Below are 13,184 nucleotides of genomic sequence, written 5' to 3'. Positions count from 1 at the left end.
TAATTACAGTAAAACTAAAATTTTACGCTTTCACTATTTTTATCTTCCCACCTGCCAATCTCTTTTTTGTAACCTCTTTTGGGTTACCATAAACAGTAATATTTCCCCCTGCGGTAACTTTAGCATCTATTTTTTCAGAAGAATATACTGTAGCGGAACCACCAGCTGTAACATTAACATATGTAACTTGAGAAATTAAATTTTTAGCTTCATAAACACCTCCAGAATTAATATTTATATCTTGGTTTTTAGTTTTTCCACTTACATTAATAACCCCTCCAGAAACCGATTTAATAGAAAGATTTTCTGTAGTAACTGCTAAATTTATTTTACCACCTTCCTGAGTTTTAAGTTCTAATGAAGCTGCATTTATTTCACTTTCTGAATAAATTTTAGAACCTTCGTTAGCATCAATAATCGCAATATTTTTATAGTGTAGTGTAACGGTTGTAGCATTTCCGTCAAAACGCTCTTCTATAGCCATGCGTATTTTTAATACTCCATTATCATTAATTGTTTTTACATAATCTGTATTATTTCCTTCAACAACCATTTTATTTTCGGTGGAAGGAATAAGCTTTACAGTTATTAAATCATATACTTTTAATTCACTAAAATCACCTACATCTGTGGTTTGTTGTGCAAACGAAACCACTGAAATACATAACATTAAAATATTAATTAGATTTTTCATTTTTTTAAAATTTTAGTTTTTAAACTCATCACTATGTCCTAATATGGTAAAATCTAAATGTTTCTTTACCAAATCGGCATTTTTTACTTTTACATAAACTTCATCACCCAGCTGATATATATTTTTGGTGCGTTGACCAATTACGGCATATTCTTCTCTATCAAACTCATAGCGATCGTCTTGTATATCTTGCAAACGAACCATTCCTTCACATTTATTCGTTATAATTTCTACATAAATTCCCCATTCGGTAACGCCAGAAATTACGCCTAAAAACTCTTGATCTTGATGATCCTGCATGTATTTTACTTGCATGTATTTTATACTATCGCGTTCAGCACTTGATGCAAGGTTTTCCATATCGCTACTATGCCTGCATTTTTCTTCATATTCTTCTTCTTTTGCAGATTTTCCGTTGTCTAAATAATACTGTAGCAAACGGTGTACCATAACATCGGGATACCGCCGAATTGGGGAGGTAAAATGTGTATAATACTTAAACGATAAACCGTAATGACCAATATTATTCGTGGTATAAATTGCTTTACTCATACTGCGAATAGCAAGAGTATCTATTAAATTTTGTTCTTTTTTTCCTTGCACATCCTTTAATAATTTATTCATTGAAGTTGCTGTAGAATGACGATCCTTGGTATTGAGTTTATACCCAAAACGTTTAATTATATTCTCTAAAGCAGCAATTTTTTCATCATCTGGCTCATCGTGAACACGATATACAAAAGTCTTTTTTGGCTCTTGTTTTCCTATAAATTCTGCAACACTTCTATTTGCTAGAAGCATAAATTCCTCAATAAGTTTATTAGCATCTTTACTTTCTTTAAAGTAAACACCTTCTGGATTATTATTTTCGTTAAGAATAAATTTTACTTCCACTTTATCAAAAGAAATTGCGCCAGCACGCATCCGTTTTGTACGTAAGGTTTTCGCCAAACGATCCATTTCGAGTATAGCTTCTGCTATTTCTGGTTTAACTGTATATTCGGTATCTGTAATTGAAATATTTGAAGGAATTACATGCGCTTCAGCTTTTGGGTTTTCAATAATATGCTGTGCTTCTTCATAAGCAAAACGCGCATCACTATAGGTTACCGTTCTACCAAACCATTGGTTTACAACTTCAGCTTTTGGATTTATTTCGAAAACTGCTGAAAAAGTATATTTTTCTTCATTTGGACGAAGTGAACAAGCATTGTTTGAAAGAATTTCAGGAAGCATTGGTACCACTCTATCAACCAAATACACAGAAGTTGCACGTTCATACGCTTCATCATCAAGTTCATTTCCAGGAGTAACATAATGTGAAACGTCTGCTATATGAATTCCTATTTCGAAATTTCCATTTTCTATTTTTTTAAAAGAAAGCGCATCATCAAAATCTTTTGCATCTTTTGGATCGATGGTAAAAGTTAAAACATCGCGCATATCACGACGTTTTTTTATTTCGGAAGCTTTAATGGAAGTATCAATATTATTTGCATAATCTTCTACTTCTTTCGGAAAATCATACGGCAATCCGTACTGTGCAAGAATGGAATGTATTTCGGTATTATGTTCCCCTGGCATTCCAAGTACTTTTAGAACACTTCCAAAGGGAGAATCTGCTTTTTCAGGCCAATCTTCCATAACGACCAATACTTTTTCTCCGTTCTTTGCACCGTTAATTTTATTTTTTGGAACAAAAATATCGGTATACATCTTATAATCAGTAACATCTACAAAAGCAAAATTTTCTTGTACTTGAATGGTACCCACAAATTCTGTGCGTTTACGTGTTATAATTTTAGTAACTTCACCTTCTGTTTTACCTCCTTTTTTACGTTTAAATACATATACTTCAACAATATCACCATTTAAGGCTTTGTTTAAGTTTTTACTTTTCACATAAATATCCTCCTCTAAATCTTCAACAATTATATAGCCTTGCCCACGGCCTGCGATATCTACTTTTCCAGTATAATAATTTTGCGAAGGAGTAAGTATATATTTACCACGTTCAATTTCTTGGATGGTAGCTTTGCCTTGAAGGTCTTTTAATTTTTTAATAATTTGATTTCTGCTGCTTGGATCATCCAATTGTAGTTTTGCAGCAATTTGCTTGTAGTTAAAAGCTTGTGAATGGTCTTTCCGAAGAATGTTTAGTATAGTTTGGGAAAGATTTTCAATTTTATTTATTTTCTTTTTTCGTTTATGTCTTGGCATAGTTATTTTGTAATTAGTGTAAAAGTACTACTTCTCAAAGAATGACGTGTTTACATTATGAAACATTTAGTACCCTAATGAACGGTTGCGATAGTTAAAATCAGTTTTAAAATTTTAAGTACGTTTTTTAAAAAAACCAAAAGCTTCTTTATTTAAAAATGAAATTTAACCTCTGTTTTAGGTTATCAACATATATATATACATCATTTCTTTTTTTCTTAAATTTAAAATAAAAAATGGTGATGATTATAGGGTGTTAATATGTAGTATAACTTTTTGATATTTTATTTTGAAATCAATTTATCGCTACTTAATAAAAGGTTATTAACATATATTTAATATTTAAATGCCTTTGAAATAATGAAGTAATGTATTTAGTTAACAACTGTGGATAACCTATTTTTATAACCGAAATCTTATAAGTTTTTGGTGAAATTTTGTTTGAAACAGAAGAATTTTTGATGACAACTAGTATGTAAAAAAAGGTTTAAATTTTTGGAAGTTGAATAATTTTAAACCTATTGTAAATAATATTCATTCACGCAATTTTAGTTGTAGTATTTCCGTAAACAAATATCAACAATGTTGTTAACTAAAATATGTTCTAACCGTTAAGAAATGGTTATCTTTTGAGCCTCAGTCTCTAATAAATATAAAAGCGTACATAATTATTAAAGTAATTCGCTTTAAATAAAACGATGATGTTTTATCTTTGAAAAAAATAAGATTATGAAAATTTCCATTGGTAACGATCACGCAGGGACAGAGTATAAATTAGAAATTGTTTCTTTTTTAGAAAAAGAAGGACATACAGTTATTAACTATGGCACCGATGGTGAAACAAGTGTAGATTATCCAGATTTTGTACATCCTGTTGCTACCGATGTAGAAAACGGTATAGTAACACTTGGAATTATAATCTGTGGAAGTGGAAATGGCGCTAATATGACTGCTAACAAACACCAAAAAGTACGTTCAGCACTTTGTTGGACAAAAGAAATTACCGAATTAGCGCGTCAGCATAACGATGCTAATATTTTAAGCATTCCAGCACGTTATACCAGCAAACAACAAGCTGTAGCAATGGTAAAAACTTTTTTAAACACAGAATTTGAAGGTGGACGTCACCAAAATCGTGTACAGAAAATAGCGTGTTCATAAACGTTTAAAATGTCACATAGCCACGGAACTTCCGACACCCTTTATAATCCTGATTTAAAAGGAAAGAAACTTTTACTTTCCATTCTTTTAAACAGTATTATTACTGTTGCACAAATAATTGGCGGTTTGGTTTCTGGAAGTTTGGCATTACTTTCTGATGCACTTCATAATTTTAGTGATGTACTTTCTTTACTTGTAAGTTATATTGCTGATAGGTATTCAAAAAAAGAAGCTTCTGTTGAAAAAACTTTTGGCTACAAACGCGCAGAAATAATTGCCGCTTTTGTTAATTCTGCCATCCTAATAGTTGTTGCTATTTACCTTATATACGAAGCTATAGTTCGTTTTAATAATCCACAAATTATAGAAAGTAATTTAGTTATTTGGCTCGCAATTTTAGGAATTATTGCAAATGGTTTTAGTGTTTTATTGCTTTCAAAAGAAGCAAAAGGAAATATAAATATGCGTTCTGCGTATTTACATTTGCTTACAGATATGGCAGCTTCAGTAGCCGTTTTAATTGGCGGTTTATTGATGAAATATTTAAATTGGTTTTGGGTAGATAGCTTTTTAACGATGCTAATTGCACTCTACTTAATTTTTATGGGATATGGTTTATTAAAAAGTTCTTATAAAATATTGATGCTCTTTACTCCAGATAATCTTAATTTGGAAGTAATTAACAAAGCAATTTGTCAATTTCCTGAAATTAAAAATGTGCATCATATGCATATATGGATGCTTAATGAGCAAGAAATGCACTTAGAAGCGCATTTAGATTTTTATGAAGATGTTACACTTTCAGAATTTGATCTGGTTCTTACAAAGGTTGAAGAATTGCTTTATAACGACTTCGGGATAAACCATGTAACGATTCAACCAGAACACCAAAAAGACGACCCAAAAGATATTATTGTGCAAGATTGATTTTAAGAAAAGCTATGAGAATTGATATTAAAACATTTGATGCGTTAACAAGTAAAGAGTTATACAACATTCTACAATTGCGAAGCGAAATTTTTGTGGTAGAACAAGACTGCGTTTATCAAGATATTGATGGGAAAGACGAAAGATCCTTACATATTATTGGTTACACCGATGAAAAATTAGTGGCATATGCGCGCTGTTTTAAACCAGGGGATTATTTTGATGAAGCAGCTATAGGAAGAGTTTTAGTGCGTGAGAACTATAGAAAATTTGGCTATGGTCATGAAATTACCAAAGCAGCTATTGCAGCTATAAAAACCAATTTTAAAGCCGATAAAATAAAGATATCAGCTCAAATTTATTTGATTATCTTTTATGAAAGCCACGGTTTTAAAACTGTTGGCGATCGCTATTTAGAAGATGGAATTCCCCATATTACAATGATTAAAGCTTAATAAGATTTTTTTCAAGATTAAGATCTTTAAGCATTTCATCTGTAAATTTATAGTGACCACGACGTGTAATTATTCTAAAACGCTGATTTCGCATACGGGTTAATGTATCAAGAAATTGCCATTTAGACTTTAACAATCGCGGCTTTGCGGATTTTAAGCTGATTTCAAAATAATGTTTTATTCCAGCTCTGTCGGCAACAATATCTGGGGTAATTACTACATCACTATCTTTTTTATGATAGGATTTTGGAGTTTCATAACCTTCTATAGCGGCTTTAATGTGTTCAAAACCCCTATGCTCTAAATAGGTTACTGATTCCTTTAGAATCTCTTGATTTTCTTCTCTGTCTGTTTGTACCATAAAAGGTAAGATACAAAAACATTGAGCAACAGATAGTTAATGATATGTTAAGTGAAACGAGCTGATGTTAATATATTAGTTTAAAATCTTTTTATAACGTCCTTCATCATTCAAAATAGCAACTGCCTCCAATATTTCTGGATTGTGTTCTATTTGGTACGAATACAAACCTTCACGATAAAAATAACGCTTCAAAATTTCATCTGTTAATAACGCTTCTATTTCTATTTTTTTATCAACGATAGCCTTGTCTTTGGCTGCGTCAATAGCTTTCATTAATTGTTGGTAACCCACGGAAATATCTTTGTTTAAAGCATCGTCTTCAGAAATTCTTAACCCTTCAGCAAACTTTTTTTCGGTTTCGGTTTCATATTCAAAATTGTTTTCTTTCAAAAATTTTAGAAAATCTTGAAAATCTGCTTCTCCGAATTTAAAATCACTCCAATCGGACATTTGGTGACTGTAATAATATTTTGTGGCGTAATCAAAAATTGCATTATCTTTTAATAAAGCGGTAGTAATTGGGCTGTAAACAGCAGATTTTAATTGTACGTCTGGAAGAATTCCACCACCGTCATAAACCGTTCTTCCTCCTTTTGTTTTGTATGCATTATACTCTTTTGCATCTTTCCGAACAGGATCTCCATTTTCATCACGGTGCCAGTAATCTAACGCTTGAATACAGCGTCCACTTGGTGTGTAATAGCGCGAAATGGTAACTTTAAGTTGGGTTCCGTAGGTTAATTTTTTTGGACGCTGTACAAGTCCTTTTCCGAAACTTCGTGCGCCTACAATCACTGCACGATCCAAATCTTGCAAACCACCAGAAACAATTTCACTGGCAGAAGCACTTCTTCCGTTTACCAAAACAACCAAAGGAATTTCAGTATCTATAGGATCGAACCTCGTTTTGTACGTCTGGTTGTATTTTTCTATTACAGATTGAGTGGTGGTAATTACTTCGCCTTTATCCACAAATAAATTGACCACATTTATAGCTTCCGTTAATAAACCTCCTGGATTGCCACGGAGGTCTAAAATAATTTTTGTGGCGCCTTGAGATTTTAAATTTACTAAAGCAGTTTTGGTTTCTATAGTCGTTTTACTATTGAATTTACTCAAAACAATATAGCCAATAGTGTTATCAATGAGTTTATAAAAAGGTACCGCTTTAATTTCCACAGCGTCACGCGTAATTGTTGCTTTGGCAGTTTTTCCTTGTCTAGTATAGGTAACTTCTACTGTAGAGCCTGGCGCACCTTTTAATAATTCGCCAGCATCGTCTTCTAAAGCTGCAATAGTAACGTTTCCAATTTTTATAATTTCGTCCCCAGCTTTTAACCCCGCTTTGTCTGCAGGATAATCTTTATAAGGCTCTACAATTATAATTTTATCTTTTTTGCTTTGTGCGGAGGCGCCAATACCTGTATAAACACCCGAATTATTGATTTTAGCGTCTTCTACTTGCTGTTCGTTCCAGTAAACGGTGTATGGATCCAAATCTTCGAGCATGCCCTTTATGGCTTTATCCATAAGCGTTGCTGGCGTTACTTCATCCACATAATTCATGTTTAATTCTTTGAAAAGTGTGGTAAATATTTCAATCTGTTTTGCAATTTCAAAGAAGTCACTTTTAAAACTTACGGTGGTAAAAAATATACCTATGGCGATAATTGGAACTACTATTCTCTTTTTCATTTTCTGAAATTTTTAGTGCTTTTTCTTTCTTTTCTTTAAAAATAGACGAAGAACAATAAAGATAGTTAATGCAAGTAAAAATAGTGGCCATAAATATAAAATGCCTAAGAAAAACACCGAAATGCCATTCCATCCGCCTTGCATAGCGTTTTTCATTTTTTGTCCATAAGATTCGGTAACCCCAGTTTCTGCAGTGGTTTTATAAAACTCAACCGTTATAGTGCTCATTGAAACTTGACTTTGAAGGTATTGTAACCGCCCTTGTTTTGCTTCAATTTCTTCACGAATGTTTGAAAGTTCGCGTTCTATTTCTAGCATTTCTTTAACGTTGTTTGCTTTTTTAAGCAACTCAAGATAGCGTTTTTCTAAAGTACGTTTAGCTTTTAAACGTGCTTCAAGATCAACAAACTCTTCGGAAACATCTTGGCGCGAAATATCGCGTTGATCAAAGTATGCCACACCTTCAGAAATCCCGTTGATAAGCTGTTGAAAATTTTCAGTAGGCACACGAAGGATTAAGCTTTTAAAAATTCGGTTATACTCTTTCCCGCTATTATCATTCTGCACTATACCTTTATGCTGACTCACAAGATTAATAATTTTTTTATGTGTGGCTTCTACATCTTGTGTTTCAAAAGCCAAACGTGCCGTTTTAATTATTTTCTGCTCCTGCGCTTGATTGTTTTCCGTAGTATAATTTACTTCTGGCATTACCTCATAAGCGAGCAATGGCGCTTCTAAAGCTTGAAATTCTCTATTTGTTCCTTCATTGGAGCACCCTAAAACAATAAATAAAAGTAAAACGCTAACTATTTTCATTTTGTAATTTTTTAAGCAGTTTTACCATTGCTTTGTCTAGTTCGGCATACTGCGGTTTAACTTTTCCAATAAAAAGGAAAAGCATTACAAATTTCTTGCCGTGATTTTTTTCAAGCAATTGTTTATTAAGTCGGTAGGCTTCGCGAAGCTGTCGCTTTACTCGGTTTCGGTCTACCGCAGATTTAAAATTACGCTTGGGAACAGCGAAGGCAGCAAGGTTAATTGCTATGCCTTCCTGTGGAAGAAAAAATATTTTTATAGGAAATTTTGAAAGCGTTTTTCCCTCCAAAAACAAACTTTCGATTGTTTTGGTGCTTTTTAATTTTTCGGTTTTAGGAAATTTTTGGTTCACCATGTAAATATATAAAAAGACCTCGCAGAAATTAACTAATGCGAGGTCTGTTTAAAAGAGGAAAGTAAAAACTATTCCGCTTCCCACATATTATTTTCAGGATTGATATCTGCCATTCGCTGGCTAGCATCAATCATCATGCTTTTTACTTTTTTACCGTTTTTTATTTCAAACGTATAGGTTGGATATGCCCAGGCCCAATTATCCAAAATAGTGCGGTTTAATGCTGTAAACGGATTTGGTTTTTCGCCCCACATCATTCGTAGCGGTATGTAAAATAATTCTTGTGTACCATCTTCATAGGTTACATAAAGATCTATTGGCATCGGCATTAACCCTATTCTTTCCAAAGTTATTTTGGTGTTTTCACTTTCACTCTCAACCGTTTTTATCGCATAATCGATAGTATTGGTAGTTTGTGTCCAGTCTGTTAAATACCAATCCAATTCAAAGTCTGAAACTTTTTCGGCAATACGAATAAAGTCATTTGGTGTAGGGTGTTTAAATTTAAATTCAGAGTAATATCGTTTCAATGTTTTTGAAAGGTTTTCTGGGCCAATTACATACCCTAATTGCGTTAAAAAAACAGCACCTTTGCTATAGGCATTTATGCTGTATGCTCTATTTGTAGCATAGCGATCAGCATGTGTGGTTTGGGGTTGTTCATTGCCACTATTTGCTAAATATAAGTAACCCCTATAGGAACCAGCATGTGGGTTTGGTTTATCTTCTTTCATTACATAATTCATGGCTTCATTTGAAATATAAGAAGTAAAACCTTCGTCCATCCATCCATGTTTGCTTTCGTTGGTGGCCAAAACAAATTGAAACCACGTATGTGCAAGCTCGTGTGCCGTTACTCCCACAAGACTCCCAAATTCACGTTCCCCGGTAATCATTGTACACATGGCGTATTCCATCCCGCCATCACCTCCTTGAATTACAGAATATTGTTCGTATGGGTATTGACCTATATGTTCGTTGAAAAACTCCATTAATTCAGCTGTTTTTGGTTGAAGGTTTTTCCATTTTTCAGCAATTTCAGGATTGTCTTTATAGAAAAAATGAAGTGTAACTCCATTTGGACCTGGATACGTATCGTGAATATAATTAGCATCTGCGGCCCAAGCAAAATCGTGCACATCTGGAGCTAAAAAATGCCAGGTATATTTTCCTTTTTTGGGTCTCATCCATTTTTGTCCAGGTTCTGTATACCCGTGGCCAACTTCAGCAGGGTTTTGAAGGTAACCTGTACCGCCAATTGTATATGCTTCATCAATGGTAATTGTTACATCAAAATTACCCCAAACACCATGAAACTCACGGCCAATGTATGGATCGGCATGCCATCCTTGAAAGTCGTATTCCGCAAGTTTAGGGTACCATTGCGTCATGGTTAATGCTACGCCTTCTGAACTGTTTCTTCCAGAACGACGAACTTGCAAGGGTACTTGTGCGTCCCAATTCATATTAAAAACAGTGCTTTCACCTGGAAATATTGGTTTGTTAAGCATGACTTCCATTACTGTGCCTTCAATTTTATACGTGGCAGCCGTACCATCTTGCGTAAATAATGTTGGTTTTATATATCCAATTTCAGAAGGAGTCAATTTTGAAATTCTATCTGTTACACGGCTATCCGGATCGAGAATGGTTCGGGACCGAACATCCATTTCACTTCCTGGTTGAAAAGCGTTGAAGTAAAGATGATAGAAAACCTTTTTTAAAGTATCGGGAGAATTATTTGTGTATTTTAATTCTTGTGTTCCTTTATATTGAAAGGTTTTTACGTCCATCTGAACGTCCATTTTATAATCAACTTCTTGTTGCCAATAGCTAGTATTGTTTTGGCTAAAAGCCGAAAAAAAGATTGCCGTTAAAAAAAATCCGTTTAGTATATACTTCATTATCTTGATATTTTATCAGCCATAATTAAGGCGTTATATAAGTTTACCATTTTTCCTGATTTAGAAATATTGGCAAATGAATCTGTGTTAGAACTATCACCACCTAAAACAACTTGTGTAGTTGTTGTTAAGCCGCTATCCATAATAATTTGTTTTACTTGTTTCGCTGAAAGTTTTGGATAATACGAACGAATTATTGCCGCAACCCCAGCAACTTCAGGAGCTGCCATTGAAGTTCCCTGTAAATATTCATAGGTGTTTAAAGGCGTTGTTGCCCAAATTTTTACACCTGGAGCAAAAACATCAACGTTTGTTTTTCCGTAGTTAGAAAAGTTTGCAACCAGTTCGCCTCCATATTTATAATTAAGCGCACCAACGGTTAAAAAAGTATCTGCTATTTCAGGGCTGTTATCTACTTGATCGTTTGGATAAACATTTACGGTATCTAAATTTAAACCTTCATTTCCAGCTGCATTAACAATTAAAACATCTTTAGCAGCTGCATATTTAATTGCATCATACACCCAATCTGCTTGTGGTGAGTAATATTTTCCGAAACTAGTATTTAATACTTTTGCACCATTATCTACCGCATAACGAATAGCTAAAGCAATATCTTTATCATACTCATCTCCATCTGGCACAGCACGTACAGCCATAATTTGTACGTTGTTTGCTACCCCATCCATTCCAATGCCATTAGCACGCTGTGCTGCAATAATTCCAGAAACATGTGTTCCATGCTTTACATTATCTCTTGTTGGGTCTGGCCCAGCTACGTTATTATCACCATAAATAGTGTCTGTAATATCGTCAGGATTATCCCCTAAAATACTTCTGAAATCTTTGGTTGTGTTGAAATTATTTTCAATTCTACCTGTAAAATATTTAACACCGCCTTCAAGCTCCTCAATTACCTCAGGAACGGTATCGGCAAAATTCAACATTTGGTTTAGCATTCCAATTTGTTGCTGTTCTTCAATTGAAGGGTCTTTTATATTAGCCAAATCTTCTTGGGTGTAATTTTCTTTTCCAAGTTTTTGTGTCATTGCTTGGTGTAGTGGCTTTAATTGTGAAAGAATTTGATCGTATCGTGCTTTATTAGCATTAATTTCAGAAGATTCTTTTTCAAATTCAGCTTTTGCTTTTTTATACATAGCAAATTCTTCTCTATCTGCCGCACTGATGGATGATTCACTTTTCCCTTCGTATTTAGGCTTTAGTTTTCTAACAATACGAACATATTCCATGTTTTCACCAGTAATATTTCCCAAGAAATTCCAGCCATGCATATCATCTATATATCCATTTTTATCATCGTCAATACCATTACCAGCAATTTCATTCGGGTTGGTCCAAATAACGTTTGTAAGATCTTCATGCTCAATATCTACTCCGCTATCAATTACACCAACGATAACCGTTTCACCTTTACGATTTTTAATAAGTTCGCTGTAAGCTTTATTCACGCTCATTCCGGGAACCGTGTCAGTAACCAAATCCATTAACGGCCAGTGTTTCATTTGGGCGTCTTCAAGGGGGGTGATTTTTAAAGGATTGGTATCAATGTTTTGGATAGGCGTAGCTATAATTGCAGCCCCGCTTCCACAGCTAGCTAAAACAGTTGCCGCTGCAACTGCAAAAAGAGTGATTTTAAATATTTTCATTATTCTGAAAAATGTTTATTAATTAAAAAATTCATTTAAAGATAAGGTTTCGTTTAAGCGAACTCCTTTATCTGTATTTTGTACTGTTATTATTGGGTTGTGCGCATCGTGCTCAAGGAAGAGGTAATACTTATTTTCCGCTGCCACTTTTAAAAATTTTTCTTTTTCAGGAAGTGTTAGTAAAGGTCTTGTATCGTATCCCATTACAAATGGGAGAGGCAGGTGGCCAGCCGTAGGAAGCAAATCTGCCATAAAAACCAATGTTTTTCCCTTGTAATTAATATGTGGAATCATTTGTTTGTCTGTATGGCCGTTTACAAAAAGAATTCCAAAATCGAGTTCGTTAGCTTTTGCAAAATCGGAACTGGGTTGCGATACAAACTTTAAGTGTCCGCTTTCTTGCATTGGCATAATATTTTCTTTTAAAAAAGAAGCTTGTTCTCTTCTATTGGGTTCTGTAGCCCAACGCCAATGGTCTTTATTACTCCAATAAGCAGCATTTTTAAAAGCTGGTTCGTAGCCTGTTCTATCTTTATTCCACTGGACACTTCCGCCGCAATGGTCAAAGTGAAGGTGCGTCATAAAAACATCCGTAATATCATCGGGATGAAAACCATATTTTTTAAGGGAATTTTCTAAGCTATGATCCCCCCAACGATAGTAATACCCAAAGAATTTATCACTTTGTTTATTACCCATACCGGTATCAATTAATGTAAGCCTATCACCGTTTTCTATAAGTAAACATCGGGCGGCAATGTCAATCATATTGTTGTCGTCTGCTGGGTTTGTTTTAGTCCAAAGTTTTTTTGGTACTACGCCAAACATAGCGCCTCCATCAAGTTTAAAATTGCCAGCTTCAATAGGGTATATTTGCATAATATGAAGAAATGAATTGCAAAATAACAAAAGGGATAGAGATC

General features: G+C 34.0%; 12 protein-coding genes. 3 read left to right on the top strand and 9 right to left on the bottom strand.

Annotated elements, in window-relative coordinates; genetic code table 11:
• Positions 1-22 precede the first annotated feature (22 nt).
• Entirely contained in the window at positions 23-694 is a 672-nt protein-coding gene (locus tag ABJ955_RS05560) for a head GIN domain-containing protein (RefSeq protein ID WP_347373607.1), read from the bottom strand.
• A gap of 12 nt (positions 695-706) precedes the next feature.
• Positions 707-2,914: a ribonuclease R gene (gene rnr / locus ABJ955_RS05555; protein WP_347373606.1), complete on the bottom strand. Its 2,208-nt coding sequence runs from the start codon at positions 2,912-2,914 to the stop codon at positions 707-709.
• A 729-nt stretch (positions 2,915-3,643) separates the two neighbouring features.
• Between rnr and rpiB the strand changes: the two genes are divergently transcribed.
• Genes rpiB through ABJ955_RS05540 form a run of 3 tightly spaced genes read left to right on the top strand, consistent with a single transcriptional unit; the run spans position 3,644 to position 5,457 of the window.
• A complete protein-coding gene (rpiB, locus tag ABJ955_RS05550) occupies positions 3,644-4,075 on the top strand; it encodes a ribose 5-phosphate isomerase B (RefSeq protein WP_347373605.1) in 432 nt (143 codons plus the stop codon).
• A gap of 9 nt (positions 4,076-4,084) precedes the next feature.
• Complete coding sequence (locus tag ABJ955_RS05545; RefSeq protein ID WP_347373604.1) at positions 4,085-5,002, top strand: cation diffusion facilitator family transporter; 918 nt, start codon at positions 4,085-4,087, stop codon at positions 5,000-5,002.
• A 14-nt stretch (positions 5,003-5,016) separates the two neighbouring features.
• Entirely contained in the window at positions 5,017-5,457 is a 441-nt protein-coding gene (locus tag ABJ955_RS05540; protein WP_347373603.1) for a GNAT family N-acetyltransferase, read from the top strand.
• Here ABJ955_RS05540 and ABJ955_RS05535 read toward each other — a convergent pair.
• The 7 genes from ABJ955_RS05535 to ABJ955_RS05505 all read right to left on the bottom strand — a co-directional run bounded on the left by ABJ955_RS05535 (position 5,447) and on the right by ABJ955_RS05505 (position 13,140).
• Positions 5,447-5,818 carry a hypothetical protein gene (locus ABJ955_RS05535; protein WP_347373602.1) on the bottom strand — a complete coding sequence of 124 codons (372 nt, stop codon included), beginning with the start codon at positions 5,816-5,818 and terminating at the stop codon, positions 5,447-5,449. The genes ABJ955_RS05540 and ABJ955_RS05535 overlap by 11 nt on opposite strands.
• A 75-nt stretch (positions 5,819-5,893) precedes the next feature.
• Positions 5,894-7,516, bottom strand: a complete 1,623-nt coding sequence (locus tag ABJ955_RS05530) for a S41 family peptidase (RefSeq protein WP_347373601.1) — start codon at positions 7,514-7,516, stop codon at positions 5,894-5,896.
• Between the two features lie 12 nt (positions 7,517-7,528).
• Entirely contained in the window at positions 7,529-8,335 is an 807-nt protein-coding gene (locus ABJ955_RS05525; protein ID WP_347373600.1) for a DUF4349 domain-containing protein, read from the bottom strand.
• Complete coding sequence (gene rnpA, locus ABJ955_RS05520) at positions 8,322-8,690, bottom strand: ribonuclease P protein component (protein ID WP_347373599.1); 369 nt, start codon at positions 8,688-8,690, stop codon at positions 8,322-8,324. The genes ABJ955_RS05525 and rnpA overlap by 14 nt, the downstream gene beginning before the upstream one ends.
• A 68-nt stretch (positions 8,691-8,758) precedes the next feature.
• Positions 8,759-10,594, bottom strand: coding sequence for a M1 family metallopeptidase (locus ABJ955_RS05515; protein WP_347373598.1), 1,836 nt, complete (start codon positions 10,592-10,594; stop codon positions 8,759-8,761).
• The gene (locus ABJ955_RS05510) at positions 10,594-12,261 is read right to left on the bottom strand and encodes a S8 family peptidase (protein ID WP_347373597.1); all 1,668 of its coding nucleotides are present in this window, start codon (positions 12,259-12,261) and stop codon (positions 10,594-10,596) included. The genes ABJ955_RS05515 and ABJ955_RS05510 overlap by 1 nt, the downstream gene beginning before the upstream one ends.
• A gap of 18 nt (positions 12,262-12,279) precedes the next feature.
• Positions 12,280-13,140, bottom strand: a complete 861-nt coding sequence (locus tag ABJ955_RS05505; RefSeq protein ID WP_347373596.1) for an MBL fold metallo-hydrolase — start codon at positions 13,138-13,140, stop codon at positions 12,280-12,282.
• Between the last annotated feature and the right edge of the window lie 44 nt (positions 13,141-13,184).

The organism is Aequorivita sp. Q41 (genome assembly GCF_039831855.1).
Lineage (GTDB): Bacteria > Bacteroidota > Bacteroidia > Flavobacteriales > Flavobacteriaceae > Aequorivita.
Note: the sequence above shows the minus strand (reverse complement) of the source record. Positions and strands in the feature narration are given on the sequence as shown.